The organism is Echinicola pacifica DSM 19836, from assembly GCF_000373245.1.
Lineage (GTDB): Bacteria > Bacteroidota > Bacteroidia > Cytophagales > Cyclobacteriaceae > Echinicola > Echinicola pacifica.
On the sequence record NZ_KB890755.1, the window covers coordinates 19,146 to 38,897 of the forward strand.

The window sequence follows — 19,752 nt, forward strand, 5'->3', positions numbered from 1 at the left end:
ATGGGTAAAACAGCTTTTCCATCATCTATAATCAAAGAAAAAACTGATTACTCCTATCAGTTTTCCATCTGTACTTTAGTCACTGATCATAAAGAATATGATGAAATGAAAAACTCTTGTATTGAAGCAGGGTTTTTAGAAGATGATTGTGAATACCTCATTATTGACAATTCTACTGGAAATTCAATAGATGCATATAGGGGTCTAAACCTATTTCTTCAACAGGCGAAGGGCAAATATATTATAATATGCCATCAGGATATAGGCATGAATGATGATAAGAGACCTGTTTTAGAGGAAAAAATTGTGGAAATTGATAATAAAGATCCTAGGTGGGGGGTTCTGGGAAATGCAGGTCGAGCGAATATGAAGTATATGGCTATCCATATGACAAATGGAAAAACCCTCCAGAAATTTAAGGAAGAGGATGCCCCTATTCGCGTTATGTCAGTTGATGAGAATTTTATAATAGTAAAAAATAGCGCAAATCTTGCCTTATCCTCCGATTTAAAAGGCTTTCACATGTATGGAGCTGACCTTTGTCTTATTGCGGAAATATTGGGATACCATTCTTATGTCATTGGATTTGAATTGACCCATAAAAGTGAGGGTAATCTCAATAATGAATTTGTAAAGGCAAAGAAAGATTTTATCGACAAATTCAGCCAAGCGATATATCCGAGATTTATGGCTTCCACTGCGGCTAGGTTTTATATTGGATCTAATCCATGGAAAAGAACTCTTTATAATAGTAACCTAATTTTGTTCTTTATAAGACAATATGATAAATTTTTTAAGGGGAAAAAAAGTCGTACAAATTAAATTGACCTATGGACAAGGTTTCTATTATTATACCAACTTTCAATTATGGATTTGTAATCAACGAATCACTTGATTCAGTTTTGGAGCAGACGCATCAAAACTGGGAATGCATCATTGTGGATGATGGGTCCACTGATAATACGAAGGAAGTAATAAATAAATACCTTAAAAAAGACGGTAGATTTAATTATTTCTACCAAAAAAACAGTGGTGTTTCCACAGCACGAAACAAAGGCATTAGTTTAGCAACAGGTGATTTTATACAATTTTTAGATGGAGATGACTTACTGAGTAGAGAAAAGCTATGTCACCAAATTCACCATTTTAATAGTAACCCTGATATCGATATTAGTTATACAAACAATTTCTATTTCAGGAATGGGAACAAGGATAAATTAAGTTTTGACTCAGAAATGAAAGGTAAGGAATGGATGTATAAACTTCACGGCCGAGGTACTGATACTTTATCTGCGATTATTCATCATAATATTGCTGTAATGAGCAGTCCCTTAATAAGAGCTTCTATTTTGAAAAAGGACATACGGTTTCCTGACGGAATTGACTTATTAGAAGATTGGATATTTTGGCTAAAATTAGCCTTTACCAATGCTTCATTCCATTACTTAAATCATCCTAAAGCATTTACTCTTAACAGACTACACCCTACTAGTGTAACCAAAAATAACCTTATCAAAATGAAGGAGGGTGATATCCAGCTAAGAAGCCAGTTGGCAAAAATGATATACGCCTCACCCATAAACGATCAAGAAAAGAAAGAGCTATATGCTATAAATAATAAATACTATAAGTGGAACTTCAAAAAGCTAATCTATCAAATTGGACCTTGGAATTTTAAGGAAATCAACAGAGTAAAGCACTACGTTAATCCAATTATCTTTACTAAATATTATATTAAAACGATATATCGACACTTCACCAAAATATCTAATAATGACTAAGCCAATCGACATCGATATAATTATTTTAAGTTATGCTAAGGATGAAAAGTTAAGAAAACTGACAGAAACTGCTATCCAAACCCTGGCCTCATCAGAGTCACCAGAGCACATTACATTTCATGTGGTAGTTATAGAATCATACCTTAAAGCAAAGACCTATGATTTCCCAAATACCACAACAGTATTTCCCAAGGTGAAATTTGGATATCATAGATTTATGAATATCGGAATTGAAATGACAAAATCCCCATTTATCTGCATTTGCAATAATGATTTGGAATTTAATAAAGGGTGGGCAAGCGAGATTCTAAAAGCTTTCCAACAGGATCCAACTTTGGCCAGTACCTCCCCCGCATGTTCACTGCATCACCCAGAGCATGGGATGGCACTAAATAGTGGGATACATTATGGGTACGAGGTAAGGAAAGAGTTGATAGGTTGGTGTCTCTTTTTTAAAAGGGATATTCTTGATACTATTGGCAAATTAGATCCTAAATTTAAATTTTGGTTTGCAGATAACGATTACAGTAAAACACTTCAAAAACATGGAATTAAACATGCTTTGGTAACTTCTTCGATAGTAAACCACCTTGAAAGTCAAACATTAAATACGAAAAGAACCCGAGAGAGAAGAAGGTTGACGGCGGGAGAAAGGTTCTATTATGAATACAAATGGGAAGGCAGAAGCTATTTATCATATTTGTGGAAAACGAAAAAATTCAAATGACTCTTTTATGAAAAGCTGCACGAAAGACAGATTAGTTTCTATTATTATTCCTACCTATAATTATGGCCAGTTTTTACCTGAAACTGTACAGAATTTAAAGGAACAATCTTATACTAATTGGGAAGCAATAATCATAGATGATGGCTCCACAGATGATACAGAAAACATAGTAAAACAATTAATCAGTAATGATCCTAGATTTCATTTTATTGTACAGAAAAATCAAGGAGTTGCTGTTGCTAGAAACTATGGATTACAACTTGCCAAAGGAGAATTTATCCAATTTTTAGATGCTGATGATTTATTAAGTAAAGAGAAGCTTAATCTGCAAGTCCAGCATTTGATATCTCATCCTCAGGTAGATATTAGCTATGTTATAAATAATTATTTTCTCAATAATAAGCCTCAGGACCTATTCCCAGACAAAGAATTATTAGGGTTTGAATGGATGCTTAGAATAGATTGCATGGGTGTAGACTGTATCAAAGCATTGGTTGATAGAAATATAGCAGTAATCAGTAGTCCCTTACTTCGTACCTCGACCCTTTCCAAATCCAGTGGTTTTCCAGAGGGGGTTAAACGACTGGAAGATTGGGAATTTTGGCTCGAACTGGCCTTCAATGGAGCATACTACCAATTCCTCCCCGATCAAAAGGCTTTTACCTTAATAAGAGTCCACCCTAATAGTGCAAGTTTTGAGCTTCGTGAAATGCAAAAAAGTGATATTCTATTTAGAAATAAGATATCAAAATATATTGAAAACAGCCCCCTTAGCAAAAAGGATAAAAAAGTCATTGAAAAAATTAATAGAAGAAAGAAAAACTCCCTACTTAAAGAATTAATATATAAAACACCGTGGAGAAATAAGGAGCTTTTACATGAAATAAAGGAAATCTCAGACCCAATCCCTTTTTACAAGTATTATATCAAGTCAATGAATTATCATCGAAAAAAATTATTCAAGATGCTTATTAATAAATAACTAGCATTTTCAATTATTAAATATACTTCATACTAACGGAAATTATAATTGGAATTCAATAGGCAATCTTATAACTAAAAATAAACTTTAAATGACATAGTAATTCCTGTCTTCCTCACCTTTTCAGAATCGAAAAGAATAATTTTAGCAGTAAAACTGGCGTCATAACAACTGATTTTCGTGAATGGAACAAAATCTTCATCATACCCCATTTACTATAACCTTTATTTAGACAATCATTAAAAAAATGTCTGAACATTCGTTTTTCTATTGCAGGAATCTGCATTGGAGATAATTTGGCAGTGTTTAATGGCAAAATGGAAGCCCATTTTTTATGAAGATGAACAATATCTTTAAACCATCCTCCATCATATTTCCCTTCTGAGAAATGGTGAAATAATACTTCAAATGTGACTGCAACCTTAAACCCCTTGCTATTGACGGCCAATGAATAATCTAAATCATACCCATGAAAGCCTTTCAACATTAATTCATCAAATTTAGGAGTGTCAAAAATCTTCTTCGGTGTGCACATCCACACCCCATCGATACAGGCTACCTTTGATAAAACTTCATTATTGGGATTCCTCAACTCCCTAATTGTTTCCTTATCCTTGAATTTAAATCCTTGCTCAAGGTTCATATAGTACTTTCCCTGAAATCCTTCGAAGTGCCCAAAGTTAAACCAACTCGATGGGGCTAGCGATTTATAATCCCCTCCTGCTACACCCAATAGTCCCAAAGAAGGGTTATCCGAAAATATCCGTCGAACAATTTGCCCCCAATCGGCAGTTTTATACTCTATATCCTCATGCATAAAACATAATAGCTCATACTTAGCCGCTGCAGCTCCCTGATTATACACCTCACATATACCGCGTTCACCCATAGAATTATCATATGCCAAAATCTCATGCTCACAACCAATCGTTTGGGCAATATTCAGCTTCACTGCCGATAAATACGCAGAATTAGCAGAACAAATTATAATAGAAATCATAAACTTAATATTGTTCTATTCAAGAAATCAAAGCGTTGAAGATTGAAGTCGGAAATATAGGTTATAAAATCAATTCTATTTATTGAGATCACTCTATTGGCTCTTAGGCATTATCTACCTTGCCTTTTATTTATACCATTAAGCCAACTTCTCAAGTTAAAGGAAAACCTGTATGCACTTTTGTATCTTCTGGAATCCAAGGAAATAAATCCCTAAAAACTCGATTTAGGACGTGGTAGCCAAAACGGACCGTGCGGGGCAGGTTTCCAGCACCTCCTCGTAGATTTCCATGAGCTCCTGTGAGATCACAGACTCATCAAAACGCTTGATGTTTTGATAACCCTTCGCGATAAAGTTCTGGCGGAAAAGAGGGTTTGAAAAGGCCTCAATATTCGCTATTAGTGTCTCAGGATCATCTGGAGAGCCATACAAAGCTGCTTCTCCCCCAGCCTCTTTGAAACATGAACTTGTCGAAGTAATCACCGGCGTACCCATGCTCTGGGCCTCAATAATGGGAATTCCAAATCCCTCAAAATAGGAAGGGTAAATGAACACATGGGCCAACTTATACATCGCCGGCAAGTCCTCAAAACTCACCTTATGTAAGAAATGCACCCTTCCTTCCAGCCCATACTCCTTCACCATGCTGCGTAGGGTTTTTACATAAGCCGTAAGCTTTCCCACAATTACCAGCGGCAGGTTCCAGTCTTTACGCAATTTCATGGCTTCAAGAATAAGCTGGACATTTTTTCGCTTTTCGATGGTACTTACGAAAAACAGGAATTTGTCTGGCAATTGATATTTCATCTTCACCTCAGCCATTCGCAACGGGCTCACCTCTTTTTTATAATTTTGATGAAAACCCTGATAAACTACCTTGATCTTGCTCTCGTCTATGCCCATGAAATCCACCAAATCCTTCTTGGTCTGATGGCTAATTGCAATCACACTATGGGCCTGCCTACAGGATCGCTCCATCTTGGATTTATAGATCTGCACATCTATAGGATTCAACATCTCAGGGTAGCGGCAAAAAATCAAATCATGAACTGTCACAATATACCTGGTCCTGGGGTTTCTGATCAGAGGAATCTCATTGCTCAGGCCATGGTAAATATCCAGCTGATGGTCAAAATGCTTAACACCTTGATAGATGCTACGCCATGCACTGGACATTAAAGGTAGCTTCCATAGGTCTGTGGGAACCAAGGTTCTTTGATTGGCATTTTGGCACGAAATAGAAATCTCCTTAGTCTCTGGCCCCTTCTTAGGGGTATATAAATAATAGTGGTGCGAAGGATGATTTTCACTTAGTGACTTCAAAATGAAACGGCTATAATTTCCTAAACCCGTGAAATTCCTATATGCCCTTTTTGCATCAAACCCAATTTTCATACAGCGATATTATTAGTGGTTGGTCCTCTTTAGATTATCTTGCCTCAATAATAATCCAGACGACTAAAAAGATCAATGTGCTACAAAAATCATAATAATAATCTAAACCAAAAATTAAATGTTATTTTTTATTGGTAAAATACAAAATTAGAATTTAATGAAAATCCTATAGGGCACTTAGAATCAGCCATTTCCGTAAAAAATAATGGAAATTAGGCTTATGATTGCTCAGTCAAATAAATTTAGTTTTATAAGCTATTAGTCCGTCGAAGTGCGAGACGTGCACCCAGGTAAGCAAAGGGAATATAAGCCAGACCGCTATCTATCATGGCAAAACCAACCGGCACGGGGATCAAATAAATATTGGTAATACCTCCTGCCAAAAAAATAAATCCTATCAATATGGCCCACTGGAATCGGTAGGTAACGGCTATCATGGCTGCCAAAAAAGCACCTGTAAAAGTACCTAAGGCATGAGCGAGAAAAGGCATGATATAATGTCTCGGGCTTAGCAAAGACATCCCTTCCTTAAGCCCTTCCATGGTGGTCATATCTACGCCTTCCGGCGGAGGAATAAGTGAGGGACCTATCATTATTATGCCCATATTGACCATGCTTCCAATGACCAAACCTGCAAGTACGCCGATGATATTTCTTAGTATTCTCCCCATAGTTATTCAATTTAAGAAAATTCTGCTTAGTATGATTTTGAAACTTATAATTACTATGTGCTCCCCGCGATCCTCTGACCAATGAATACGAATGCACCGCAAAGGAAGGATAAGCCTCATCCCTTAAAAAATAATCCATGGCTCAGCCAAGAACTGAGGAACGGCTTCAAATAAAAAATCCTGTCAGCGTACAATTGCTAACAGGATTTTTATTGCTTATGACTTTAGAGGCAGCTTAATCTCTTATCTGCCCGTTGCCAAACACAAAATACTTATTGGTCACGAGCTGCTCCAAGCCCAGCGGGCCTCTATGGTGCAGCTTATCAGTACTAATAGCGAGCTCAGCACCTACGCCCATCTGTCCACCATCGGTAAACCTCGTGGAAGCGTTATGATATACGGCGGCACTGTCCACTCTTTCCATAAATTTCGCTGCCTTCTCCTTATCTGAAGTCAGGATGGTTGCGGAGTGACCGCCACTGTATTTATTGATACGCTCGATGGCTTCGTCCAGGTTTTGAACTTTCCCAATCACGGCTTTCATAGCCAGAAACTCTTCGTACCAAGTGTCTTCAGAAGGAATCGCCTCCGCACCGCTTACCTGGCTCAGGACTGTTTCCTCTGCTAATAAAGCCACTTTGCTTTCGCTAAGGGTCTTCGCAAGATCCTGAAGCTTCGCCTCAAAATCAGGAAGGTTTTGGTCCACCAGGATTTTGTCTAGTGCATTACAAGCCGAGATCTTATGGGTTTTGGCATTCAGAATTACTTTCTTCGCCAATTCCCAATCAGCATCCTCAGCGACATAGGCAAAATTATTTCCCCTACCACTAATCAATACGGCGCATTGAGCATGTTCTTTCACAAAAGCGATCAATCGCTCTCCGCCTCGCGGCACAATAAGGTCTAGTTTTTCGGAAGGATTCTTCAAGAAGGCTTGAGTTTCTTCCCTATTTAGGGTGAATAGCTCAATCCAATCTTTGCTCAAGTCATTTTCTTCCAAAGCCAAATGCCAGCAATGCACCAATTCTTTATTGGAGTTTACGGCTTCTTTACCACCTTTGAGCAAGATTTTGCTATTGGCTTTGAAGGCCAAAACTGCGGCTTCAATGGTCACATCTGGGCGAGATTCATAAATGATCATGATCGTCCCAAATGGAGCGGTGCGGTTATTAATCTCCAGGCCATTATCCAAAGTCCGAGTGGAGATGGTCTTCCCGACAGGGTCTTCCTGATCCTTGACCTGCTGCACAGCAGCAATCATCCCATCGATCTTTTTCTGATCCACCACCAGGCGGTCGTATAATGCTTGGTCGTCTTTGGTAAAAGCGTCGAGATCAGCCTTATTAGCAGCTAATATTTTATCTCTATTCTGGTCAATGATCTTAATCATTGATCCTAATACAGCATTTTTTTTCTCTGTGCTTAATATTTTCATTACGATTATATCTTTTTAGGTTCACTATGATTTCACTGGGGGACATTATCCGTAAATACTGACCCAACAAGGTGAATTGAAGATGAAATATATCGCTATCCTGAGACAGCGAGGAGTATCAATCTTCAGAGATCATAGTCCCCACCTCTTTACCTTCCACGATATCGAGAATCATATTCTCGGTATTACCGTTGGCGATAAAGGTAGGAATGTGTTTTCTAGCGGCAGCCTTCGCCACATTAAGTTTGGACTTCATGCCACCACGTCCTTCGGCCTCACCTTTAGTGGACTCTTGGATGAAGTGTTCCACTTTCTCATCGGTACCCACATGGAGGATCCTTCTGGTGTGTTCATCATCAGGGTGTCCATTATATAAGCCGTCGGTATCGGTGAGCAGGATTAGCATATCGGCATTGATAAGCTCTGCTACTAAGCTAGCCAATTCGTCATTATCCGTAAAGGTGGACATGGACAGAGAGACTGCATCATCCTCATTGGCGATGGGGATGATCCCTTCAGAGAGAAGGCCTTCATAGCAGTTGATCATATTTTCACGGTGCTTTCCGGGATCAAAATCCCGCTTGGTTGCCAGTACCTGAGCACATCTCATTCCATAGTCCTGGAATATATTATAATAATGACGCATCATTCTTGGCTGTCCTACAGCCGAGAATACCTGACGACGTATGATCTTGTCAGTGATATTGACCTTATTGCCCAATACCTCTTTACCAGCAATCACAGAACCAGAAGACACAAGAACAGACATAATTCCTCTTTCATAAAGATTCGCGATCTGGTCCACCAGTTTCCGTAATACCGTATTGACAATGCGATTATCTTTATTGGTCATCACATTGGTGCCGACTTTTATGACAATTCTTTTGGGGTCTTCTATTTTATGATGCATTAGTAAATTCCTTTCCTAGTTCAACAGCTCTATTAAATGCAGCGTATGCTGCTTCTTTGATCATCTCCTTGACATTATTGTCTTCCATGGAGTCCAATGCTGCACGGGTGGTACCGCCCTTAGAGGCTACCTTGTCCATCCATGCTTCCGGATCCATATCTGAAGATGCGAATAACTCCACTGCTCCTGCAAAAGTCTGCTGGACCAATACACGGGAGTCATGCTTTGAGAAGCCCATTTTTAAGGCGGCTTCCAGCATAGACTGCATGAAGTAGAAGATATACGCTGGACCACTACCCGAAATACCTGTAGAGGCATCGATATCATTTTCTGTATCCAGGCGAACAGATCTGCCAGTGGTATCGAGAAGATTCTCGATAGTGGACAGCTCTAGTCGTGATACCTCGTCAGATGCAGTAAAGGAGGTCAGCCCCATCCCTACTTGCGCAGGAAGGTTTGGCATAGCTCTTACCACTTTGATTCTTCCTAAGCCTTCTTTGATCGCTGCTATGGTCACCCCAGCCATCAAGGAAATAAATATCTGACCCTTAGAAGTCAGGTCTTTCATATTCGCCATCAACTCATTTGCATGAAATGGCTTTACTGCAATAAATATAACATCTGCTAAAGGAACGCAGTCCTCCAGTCTTTCGAAAACCGCAAAGTGGCTTCTTTTCCTCAACTCCTCCGTTTTCTCTTTGGAGTTGTCCAAGATCATTAAGTCTTTATCTTTTAAAAATTTTGATTTGGCTATCGCCTCGGCATAAGTCAAACCCATGTTGCCTCCACCGATTACAAGAACTTTCATAGTTTTTTTTGAAAGGTTTTTATAATTTATATTACAAGGACTATCCCTGTCAATCTTCATTATACGCTCTATGCCGCAATCATCGTGCAGGGATCCCATTTTTTGAAAAAACTTTATCCCAAGGCCTTAAAATTTATGTTTTCAGCATGTTTGGCATAGTATTATTGATGAAAATGTATAATATTCACCCGAAATTATAATTATTCTAAAGATCAATTGCACTGATCAGTACAAATAAAAAACACTGCAAATAAGTCAGTCCCTAAATTAACAGCCCAATATTTCCTTAAAAAAGCAGGACATTCTGTCACCTTTACTGGAAATCCCCCAATATACACTACCCATACCTTTTTACATTAGTGGCAATTCCCTGCCCTATTGGAGATCACTGCCACTCCAGAGCATCGATGGCAAGTATCGTATCATAAATTTCCAATCGGATACTCTCCACACTTTGGCGGGCTTGATCTAGGTTTATGCCTTCTCTCTCTAAGAAAGTAATATCATTTTGCATCTCTTTCAGGTCCAGGGCCACCACCGAAGGCTTCATTCGATGCGCTATTCGCGCCATTTCATATAGATCCTCCTTAGCCAACGCCTGCTGAAGTGCTTCCAGAGCATCCAAAGAGGTGGTTTTAAATAATACCACCATTTTTCGCTTAAACTCCTCATTGCCTGAAGAGATCTCATCCAGTTTCTTGAAATTTAACTTTTTCATTGCTCGAATACTTTTACTATACCCACTACCTCAGATAAATCAGCCTTATGACTCTTCGCTGGCCTCATCATCTTTAAGAAGATTATAAATAGTACTCTTTCCGATATCCAATTGTTTTGCAGTTGCCATAACATCTCTGTTATTTTTTTTCAAATGGTACTTTATAATATCTCTCGTGTATTCCTTGAGTGTCTTATTTTCCACCGAAAACAATTTGTCATTGCTTACGGAAGAGAAGGTAATATCCTCCTCGCTGATTTCTTTGCCATCGGACAATACCGCTCCCAGCTCCATCACTGCTTTCAGTTCACGGACATTACCTGGAAAGTTGTATTTAAGAATTTTCTGTTTTGCGGCAGCATTTAGAGTGAGGGCATGGAGATTATTTTCTCTGGCAAAAGCCTCTAGGAAGAATTTAGCAAGAATCATTACGTCATTTCCACGATCTCGCAAAGGAGGAAGGCTGATGGGTAATCCGAGGATTCTATAAAACAGGTCTTCTCTAAACTCATTTTTCTTTACTTTTTCGGCCAAATCCTGATGCGTGGCCACGATTACCCTTACGTCTAACTTCACCTTATTGGCTCCACCAACGCGAGTAATTTCCCGCTCCTGAAGGACACGCAGGAGCTTAGTTTGGTTATTCAAGTCCAGCTCTGCTATTTCATCGAGAAAAATAGTCCCTCCATCGGCCTGCTCAAACTTCCCTATCTTACGGGTAATGGCTCCGGTAAAGGCCCCTTTTTCATGACCAAACAGCTCGCTTTCGATCAGCTCATTGGGTATGGCGCCCATATTCACTGCGACAAATTTATTCTTTCGCCTGGAGCTATTATAATGTATAGCCTTAGCCACCAATTCCTTGCCCGTACCAGTTTCCCCAGAGATGGAAACGGTGATATTGGTTTTTACAGCCTTTTCTATGAGGTTAAACACCTTCTGAATCGCAGGGCTATTGCCAATAATGGAATTTTGGAACTCAAACCGCTGGCCCAGCTCCTCTTTTAAGGTATCCACCTCTTTCTTGAGGTTCTGATTTTCACGAATGCGGATAATGCTATTCCATAATAAGTCTTTGGTATTATCGTCTTTGAGGAGGTAATCGCTCACCCCCATCTTCAGTAGCTTGACCGCCATAGAAATATCCTCCTGAGAACTGATGACAATCACCGGGATATCGGGATGGATTTCTTTGATTTTTCTAAAAATCTCGTCCCCTTTCATATCAGGCAACGAAAAGTCAAGCGTGATAAGATCGGGGCGAACATGCATATTCTGCAATAGCTCTTTTCCCGATTCATAACGCCTGATATGGTAGTCAGGATTAAGATTCAAATGGTACTCCAAAACCTGGCCATACCATGGATCATCCTCCACTATAAAAATACAGTATCCCTCCTCGTTCATAGTCGCTTCTGGTAATTATTCATAGGCTAGATTTTACTTAGTAAGACTATCAATATAGCCAAATTATGGATTATTTTCGATACAAATTTAAGATTGTTTTCCAAATATTGGAAAAATACTTATTCTAAAAACCCCCTAAACCACTCATAAACAGCGATTTGATAGATTAGCATGCTATTTGGCCTATAGCATTCTAGTAAAATATACCAGTCTAAAGTTTTTAAAGGTATTAAACCCCAATAGCCATGAACAATATACCAAAAGAGGAATTTCAAAAGTACGCTATGGTAGTTCCATGTCATAATGAGGGAATTAGATTACCATACCATCATTTCCTCATGTTTGCGAAGTTAAATCCTGAGGTTTTGATCTGTTTTGTGAATGATGCAAGCACGGATGAAACGCCAAAAACGCTTAGACAGATGCAGCTTCAGTCTCCGGAAAACATCTCCATACTTACTTTGGGGAAAGCCGCCGGAAGATCAGCGGCGATCAGGCATGGTATCTTACATATATATAAAAACCATCCCGTAAAACACTTTGGAGTGATGGATGCTTCTTTTGAGGTGAGTGCCGAAGACTGGCTGGAAGTCGCGGTATTCCAGGAGCATCATTCAGAATCCGAATTGGTATTGGGTAAAGATAAACACCTAACGTTTAATACGACCAGAATTAATTTTCAAAAAGGAACCTATTGTTCCTTGGTCAAGGGGGTATTGGGTTGGCTCTTCAATGCAAATTATCACGATGCGGAGTGCGACGTGAAAATTTTTCATCGCAACCTGATCCCCCATTTATTTAACAAACCATTTCATGCCTCTTGGTTATTTGATGTGGAAATATTCCTCCGACTCCTCCAGCGGTTTGGAAGATTAAGTCCTAGCAAAAAGATCAATGAGTATAGGTTGGGTAATTCCTTGCCCAACTGTCCAAGGGAGGTAAAGCTTATTGACAAAATTCTGTCGCCAATTCATCTGGCGCAGTTGTATTACACCTATAAACTGGTCCCGCAGGTGGCCACTTGGAACCAAACTAAACCTGCTTATTAACCCGTATTTAACCAATAAATTAGGATACGGAATATCCCTTCTGAGAGAATCACCAACGAGCTCTTGAGTGGATACACTTAAAGTAGTAGCGTGAAAAAGTTGCATTATCACCCATATTGGCAGCTAAATCAACGTGAAGATCGGCTTTGATCGGCAACCGCTGGTCAAAGCCTTTTTCACTTTCTGAGCTCGCAGAATGAAATCCCCCTCTTCAGCTCCCAAGCCTCTTTTGTCTTAGAAACGGCTAGGTCATTTTTCCAGAAAGACCCAGCACTCTTAATATCTATAGTTGTAATTGGATACTTACTTTACTCCTTATCTATGGATGCGATATAAGCTGCCAAGGAAGCTATGCCGAGATCCAAAAGCCTTACCATCTGATTCATCTTTTGGACATGAGATTCATTGGTAAAGTCAAATACCTCTAAATGCTCAATTTGCAAGGCCAAGTCTGCCAAACTATCCATTTGGAGCGTGCTTGCCGACCCATATAAGCGATGGGAGGCGAGGATGATATCTCCCGCTTTTTTATCCATCATTTTACTGAGTTCGATCTTGGAATGCTTCATCTCTCTCAGGCCTGAGTTCAGAAGGTCCTTGATCACTTTTTGGTCCGACTGGTACAGTCCTAGGAAAGCGGTGAACTTCTCTATCTCAAACTTCAGCTCAGGTATATCCACGGTTTTAGCGGGCAGCTTAGGTTCAGTAAACAGTTGCCACTTCTTAAGCAAGGTAATGAGGTCAGACTCCACAAATGGCTTTGATATAAAGTCATTCATGCCTGATTCCCGGGTTTTCTCCCGTTCGCCTTTGACATTCCCCGCCGTCAGTGCCAATATAATTGGCTGAGGCAAGTCTGTCAGTTCCCTGATTTTCTCTGTCGCCTTATACCCATTCATCACTGGCATCTGCACATCCATGAATATCAGGCTGGGGCATTCTTTTTTAAATATCTCTACGGCTTCCAAGCCATTACGAGCTTCCAGAATGATAGCCTCCGCTGCCAGATCGGCCACCACTGTTTTGGCGAGTAGCAGGTTGATTTCGTTATCTTCCACTATCATCACCTTGGTGCCAGGAGCCAGCACGGAGCGAGGGCTTTCTGCCTTAGCAGGCAGGATGCTGCTGACATCCATTTCCTCCTGTTGCTTTACCCGCTGCAGCGCCCGGTACATCTCCTGGATTTTGATAGGCTTTACGAGCCTCAGGCGGACATCCAGTTCTCTGCAGGCCTTTCGGATCACCTCATCATCGGAGGAAGAATGCAAAAATATGATGGGTTGGTAATCAAAATTCTCTCTAATCTTACGTATCGTCTCAATCCCATTGAGATATGGCATATTATAATCCATCAGGATGACATCGTATACACTGCCTTCTTTCAGCAATTGTAAAGCCTCGATACCATCCTTAGCCTGTGCGGAGGCGATATCTTTAAGGGATAGCATTTGCTCGAGGATCAATCGGTTATTTGCATTATCATCCACAATCAAGACGGAATCAATGCCTAATACCTCCTCCACATCTACCGGAAAGCCATCTTCACATTGGACCGTAAGGTCAAAATAAAAGGTACTTCCCTCCTCCGGCACACTCTCCAAAGCCAGCTGGCTATCCATCAGCTGCAGCAGGGAATTGGAGATGGTAAGGCCTAAGCCGGTGCCCCCGTACTTCTTGGTGGTGCCGATATCTTCCTGTGAGAAGGCCTCGAAGATCTTAGCCTGCTTGGAAGGCTTGATACCGATCCCCGTATCACGTACTGAGAAGCGAAGCCTCATCTGTCCGAGCTCTTTTATCTCCGAAAGGATCTCCACCTTCAGTTCTATTTCTCCCTGCTGGGTAAATTTCGTGGCATTGCCGAGCAGATTTACCAATACCTGCTTGAGCCTTACACTGTCCACCCAGATGAACCTCGGTATGCCCGATTGTATATTCAAAAGCATCTCTAAGCCCTTCTTATGCACATCATAGGTGATGATATCACTCGCCTGATTGGTCAGCTCATAGAGGTCACACTTATCGATGTCCAGTTCTAATTTTCCCGCCTCGATTTTGGAAAAATCCAATATATCGGAGATGATATTAAGGAGCACATTGGCAGACTGATGGACGATGGACAGGTATTGATTCTGCGTCTCGGTGAGGTCAGTCTTGAGCACCAGGTCGGTAAAACCGATCACCCCATTCAGCGGGGTTCTGATCTCATGGCTCATATTAGCGAGAAACTCTGATTTAGAGCTGCTCGCCTCCTCTGCTACCACGATTGCAGCCTTGAGTTTTTCTCGTTGTAGGCAGGACTCGGTGATGTCCTGTGTCAGCATCATGATCCCGCCGATTGTTCCGTCATGCTTATGCCAAGGCCGTACCTCCCAACGCAGGTATTGGTCAGCCTTCCAGCCCGGTGGACGCCATACTTCCTCGCTTTTGCTGATCACCTCCCCTTTCAGAGCCCGCTGGTGAATGGTCTTCCATCGTGGAGATATGTTTTTGAATACCTCATAATGTGATTTACCAAGCAGCTCCTCGCCTTCCAGCCTGTACTCTTCCTTCCAGCGATCACTCAAGGCAATATACCTTACCTCCTCATCAAACATCGCCACGGCGGCAGGCGCATGCTTCACGAAGGCACTAAGTCTCGCTCTCTCATCCTCCAATAAATTCTCTGCGGCCTTACGCTCGCTTATATTCAAAGCTATGCCCAGATAACCGATCACATCGCCCCAGTCATCCCGCATGGCGGTGACAGCGAGCGAGACTGGAATGATCTCCCCTTTCTTCCGGATAAAATTCCATTCACGGAGTTCGGCACCGTCGGTCTCCGGTACTACGGTGAAGATCTCCATTCCCTTGATTTCTCGCTTAAACCTCGCCGAAAGCTCTTTACTCCTCTGCTCCAATTCCTCAGGGACGTGGAAGATGGAAGGGTTTACCTTTCCGATGACATCCTCAGCATTGTATCCTAATATCTTCTCTGCACCACTATTAAAAACAGTAATAATTCCATCAGTCCCAGTGGCGACAATGCTTATTTCGGTGCTGGCTTTCTGTACATTGGCTAATAATCTATTCGTCTGAACAATCTCCATTTCCGCGGTCTTTCGATCCGTAATATCCTGGAATGCACCATATACCCGAACGCACTTTCCTTTTTTGAATTCGGGAATAGCCACCACCCGAATCCAAATTTCCTTACCCTGAGCAGTGATAAGCTCCAGTTCCAGGTCATACTTCTTACCAAACTTCAGCGCTGTGTCAAAGGCCAGCTCTATCCTTTTTCTACTTTTTCCGGGTTTAAAGAAATTAATAGAATTCTCGATAGTAGGCGTAAAACTGCGGTCCAGGCCATAAATCTCATAGGTGATATCGGTCCAGAAAATCTTATTATTGACCATATCCACCTCCCAGCCTCCTACCCTCGCGGCCTTATTGGTTTGTTCTAGCATCTCCTTTAGTCGCTCATGCTCTATCTCCAACCGGTATCGGTCTGTGATATCCAGGGCATTGCCTAAGACATATTCCTGCCCATCCGGAGATTCTTGAAGTAGATTATTGTACACCCATATCCGAGAACTGCCGTCCTTATGACGGATTTTCATGGTGCCCTTGGAAATCTTATCCTTTTGGATATCGATGAGTATCTGATGGAGATAGGGGTGATGATGTTTTGGGATAAGATCAAACAATGACTTACCAATAATTTCCTCCACCTCATAGCCCAGATTACGAGCACTGGCACTATTTACCGATAGCAACTTACCCTCCAAATCATGCGCACAGATCATCCCTATGGATTTTTCGAAAAAATTATCAAACTGCCAGTTGAGGTAGAATTTTAAATCATACTTATTCAGAACGGCTAGCTTTTCGCTTATTTCTAATACGATCAGGTTCATCATCGCCAGAGAGGAGGAGGTCATCCCCAACTTTCCGATTGCCACAAAGGCACCACGGATGGGCTTCCCATCAATAGGAAAAAACACCGCTTCCTCCACCCCCAGATCGTGTAGGTCGTCGGGCTCGCTGAGGACTATAGGAGAATGGTACCTTTCCATAAGCCGGTCCATCGCCACCTGAAACTTTTTACAGCTAGGTTCCTCCAGGTTCTCCTGATGGAAAATCCGCCAGCTTCCATTGATATATACCAAAAGAATGCTCTGCTCACAGGAGCAGGTCATCATAGCCATGCGCCATAAGTTCTCCAGCTGTAGCTGATCCTCCTTTTTTGCTTCCCCTGATGTCCAAATATACTTCATATGCCTAACCTTAAATCAATAACTTGATACCCTAATGCCTTTAATCCTATTGCTACTTTAATATTATTCAATGCATAAAAAAATTAAGTCTTTTGCCCTATTATATCTTAGAAAAGTTGTAAATAGAAATAGTTCTCTTTCAATATAGGCAATTAAATCATCGTTAAATAGCTTTAGACCTACCTTTTAGTCTATTAAGAGCTTCTAAAAACTATAATAACATATTAGTGTATAACAATAACTTTATAGTGTATTAAAAAAATTTAGTTGTAAAAATACAATTATTTTGGGCTCATAGATTTATTAAGTCAGAGATTTTATCAAAAGTCAAAAAATAGCATTTATCTTAATTTATTCATTTGCCCTTGGGCAGGCTTTTTTAAAGGCAAATGAAGCGGCTACTAAGATCAGGGTGAATGATCCCATAAAAAAAAGTGGTATTAGATATGCTAAAACAGAGGCCTATTATATTAGCTCAGAAACAAAGAAAAGGCTACCCAAATCTCCTTGTTTTTTCCCAGTCAGAATTGCCAAATAATGCAATCCATAAACAGAAAAAATCAAGAGGACAGGTAGCCTTTTACGTCTGTTAAACCCTATTTATTGTATTTATTAAATTATTCTACTGCTCCACTATTTGCATTCGTAGTCCAGTATGGATTCTGATAAATCACCGAGTTATCAGGATTCCCCGACTTATCAGGTGTGCTGATGATAAAGTGCTGCACAGCGATAGGCTCCAGGTAATGGGCATAGGCCCAGCTATATCCATCTTTCACGAGGTTGGTCTCTGCCAATACCACCCGATAGGGACGGATATATTGACTTTCGCTAGGGCTGGAAACATTCGGAGTTCCCCCATCCTCGGGAGTAATCAGGGAGGTTTCCCCTGTCTCCTCGTCGGTGTACCACGCTTTCATAGGTCCCCAAAGCTTAAACCCTTCGATAATATGCGGTTGAGTTTTCAACTGGTCCAGAGCTCTCCAGCGCTTGAGGTCATAGAGCCTAAATCCCTCAGACATCAGCTCCACTCTTCTTTCTCTCCTGATATTATAGAGAATGGGATCATTAAGCAGTAGGCCTGCTGAGTAGGCCGCAAAGTCATTTTCTGCTTCGATGCTCATATCTGTGGCATTAGCCGTAGCCATAAAATCAGGATTTACCCCGCCACGGTTTCTGATTGCTTCCCAATAGCCCTTTGCAGTGGCATTGACCAGCCCTTCCTTGATATAGGAAGCCTCGATATAATTGAGATAGGCCTCTGTGGCGCGGAAGACGATACAGCCTACACTTCCTTGGTTACCTTCTGATTGTTGGAAAAAATACGTAAAACCCTTTTTGAGACCATAACCCGTCACATATCTGCTCTCTATCAGGTCCAGAATATTAGGATTGTCTATCAAAAGCGGGCTGCCGTCATTATTTACTCTATCGAGCAAGCGCAGTTCGCCAGGGGCTTTCATAAATAGCTGCAACCTATTATCACGACCTTCTTTCACATCACTGATATAATCGTCCCCCTGATACCCGGAACCTGAGGCATAGATAGGCAGACCATTTTCCATCAGTACATTATCCACAAATTCACGGGTATATCCAGAATTCCCTCCATTTCGGTTGAGGTAGGCATTCAGGCTATGATTGATCCCTAGTGAAGGGTCATAATCTCTCCAAAACAACACCTCCTCATAGCCTGATAAATCCTCGGAGGAAAACATCCTAAAGTAAGGATTCTCGGAAGAGTCATAGCCATTGTCCTTATAGTTTACCTCCAAAGGAACCGCATCGGCGAGTAATTTGGCCGCATCCATAGCTTCGGAAAGGAAAAAGTCGATTTCACTATCAATATCAATAGTAAAGCCTTCATTATAATCGGCGCCAGGCCATCCTGGACCACCAGGAACATGAGCGGTACCTTTATGATACGTCAGCCATGAACCCTCATACAGCCCAACCCTGGATTTCAGGAGTAAGGCCGCGTTTTGGGTCAACCGGTTTTTGCCTCCAGAAGGCGCATTATTCATCAGCATAATGGCTGAATCCAAATCGGCAAGGATAAATCTGGCCACCTCATTCCGTGGGTCTCTCCTGGAGGACTCCACCAGGATATCTTCCTCATCCGGCAGGGTGGACTTTACTATCGGGAAGTCTCCTAAGGACTGCAGCTTATTGAAATATTCGTAAGCCCTGAGGAAATATCCCTCGCCTATATAATGCTCAATATTGTTAGAATTACCGATCAGCTTTCCTGCCTGCCAGTTGTCCACTGACTTATTAATAAAATAATTGATATTACGAATGGACGTGAAGGACCAAGCCCCGCCGGTCTGAGAAACTCTTTTTTCTCCCGGAACCCAGATATTTGAGGCATTGGTGGTAGCCTGATTATCAGTGCCATTATCTATCCCAAAAGTCCCTAAACTGAAGCCTACATGGGATGGAAACTGGTAAGCGCCTACGGTATAAGCGGCTAGATCGGCCTCAGTAAGTAAGAAGGCATCTGGCGTCACCTCCGAAAGCGGGGCGCGGTCCAGATAATCATTGCATCCAGCGAGCGGCAACAATGCTCCAAAGGCACATGCCATCAGCGTATTTTTGATTTTATATAAATTCATA

General features: G+C 41.2%; 15 protein-coding genes. 5 read left to right on the forward strand and 10 right to left on the reverse strand.

From position 1 onward, the window contains the following. Genes B050_RS0116115 through B050_RS0116130 form a run of 4 tightly spaced genes read left to right on the forward strand, consistent with a single transcriptional unit; the run spans window position 1 to window position 3,490 of the window. The gene (locus tag B050_RS0116115; protein ID WP_018474979.1) at window positions 1–822 is read left to right on the forward strand and encodes a glycosyltransferase; all 822 of its coding nucleotides are present in this window, start codon (window positions 1–3) and stop codon (window positions 820–822) included. An 8-nt stretch (window positions 823–830) separates the two neighbouring features. Next, on the forward strand, window positions 831–1,781 hold the full coding sequence (locus B050_RS22545) for a glycosyltransferase family 2 protein (RefSeq protein WP_018474980.1): 951 nt from the start codon (window positions 831–833) through the stop codon (window positions 1,779–1,781). Further along, complete coding sequence (locus tag B050_RS0116125) at window positions 1,774–2,508, forward strand: glycosyltransferase family 2 protein (protein ID WP_018474981.1); 735 nt, start codon at window positions 1,774–1,776, stop codon at window positions 2,506–2,508. The genes B050_RS22545 and B050_RS0116125 overlap by 8 nt, the downstream gene beginning before the upstream one ends. Then, complete coding sequence (locus tag B050_RS0116130) at window positions 2,444–3,490, forward strand: glycosyltransferase family 2 protein (protein ID WP_229802399.1); 1,047 nt, start codon at window positions 2,444–2,446, stop codon at window positions 3,488–3,490. Before B050_RS0116125 ends, B050_RS0116130 begins: the two co-directional genes overlap by 65 nt. A gap of 115 nt (window positions 3,491–3,605) precedes the next feature. On the opposite strand, the gene B050_RS22550 is transcribed toward B050_RS0116130, so the two are convergent. From B050_RS22550 to B050_RS0116175, 8 genes are all read right to left on the reverse strand, one after another. Next, window positions 3,606–4,490, reverse strand: coding sequence for a glycosyltransferase (locus B050_RS22550; RefSeq protein ID WP_018474983.1), 885 nt, complete (start codon window positions 4,488–4,490; stop codon window positions 3,606–3,608). A 225-nt stretch (window positions 4,491–4,715) separates the two neighbouring features. Further along, window positions 4,716–5,813, reverse strand: coding sequence for a glycosyltransferase family 4 protein (locus tag B050_RS0116140; protein ID WP_229802398.1), 1,098 nt, complete (start codon window positions 5,811–5,813; stop codon window positions 4,716–4,718). 320 nt (window positions 5,814–6,133) lie between these two features. Then, window positions 6,134–6,556: a hypothetical protein gene (locus B050_RS0116145; RefSeq protein ID WP_018474985.1), complete on the reverse strand. Its 423-nt coding sequence runs from the start codon at window positions 6,554–6,556 to the stop codon at window positions 6,134–6,136. A 235-nt stretch (window positions 6,557–6,791) separates the two neighbouring features. Beyond that, window positions 6,792–7,991 carry a glutamate-5-semialdehyde dehydrogenase gene (locus B050_RS0116155; RefSeq protein ID WP_018474987.1) on the reverse strand — a complete coding sequence of 400 codons (1,200 nt, stop codon included), beginning with the start codon at window positions 7,989–7,991 and terminating at the stop codon, window positions 6,792–6,794. 118 nt (window positions 7,992–8,109) lie between these two features. Further along, the gene (proB, locus tag B050_RS0116160) at window positions 8,110–8,901 is read right to left on the reverse strand and encodes a glutamate 5-kinase (protein WP_018474988.1); all 792 of its coding nucleotides are present in this window, start codon (window positions 8,899–8,901) and stop codon (window positions 8,110–8,112) included. Beyond that, window positions 8,891–9,709: a pyrroline-5-carboxylate reductase gene (gene proC, locus B050_RS0116165; RefSeq protein WP_026235954.1), complete on the reverse strand. Its 819-nt coding sequence runs from the start codon at window positions 9,707–9,709 to the stop codon at window positions 8,891–8,893. Before proC ends, proB begins: the two co-directional genes overlap by 11 nt. A 385-nt stretch (window positions 9,710–10,094) precedes the next feature. Next, window positions 10,095–10,427 (reverse strand): Hpt domain-containing protein, encoded by a 333-nt coding sequence (locus B050_RS0116170; protein ID WP_018474990.1) that lies wholly within the window; start codon window positions 10,425–10,427, stop codon window positions 10,095–10,097. A 45-nt stretch (window positions 10,428–10,472) separates the two neighbouring features. Further along, on the reverse strand, window positions 10,473–11,834 hold the full coding sequence (locus tag B050_RS0116175) for a sigma-54-dependent transcriptional regulator (RefSeq protein ID WP_018474991.1): 1,362 nt from the start codon (window positions 11,832–11,834) through the stop codon (window positions 10,473–10,475). 245 nt (window positions 11,835–12,079) lie between these two features. Between B050_RS0116175 and B050_RS22555 the strand changes: the two genes are divergently transcribed. Then, a complete protein-coding gene (locus B050_RS22555) occupies window positions 12,080–12,883 on the forward strand; it encodes a glycosyltransferase (RefSeq protein ID WP_044202771.1) in 804 nt (267 codons plus the stop codon). A gap of 308 nt (window positions 12,884–13,191) precedes the next feature. On the opposite strand, the gene B050_RS0116185 is transcribed toward B050_RS22555, so the two are convergent. Beyond that, window positions 13,192–17,136, reverse strand: coding sequence for a PAS domain-containing hybrid sensor histidine kinase/response regulator (locus B050_RS0116185; protein WP_018474993.1), 3,945 nt, complete (start codon window positions 17,134–17,136; stop codon window positions 13,192–13,194). A gap of 617 nt (window positions 17,137–17,753) precedes the next feature. After that, complete coding sequence (locus B050_RS0116190) at window positions 17,754–19,751, reverse strand: RagB/SusD family nutrient uptake outer membrane protein (RefSeq protein ID WP_018474994.1); 1,998 nt, start codon at window positions 19,749–19,751, stop codon at window positions 17,754–17,756. Between the last annotated feature and the right edge of the window lies 1 nt (window position 19,752).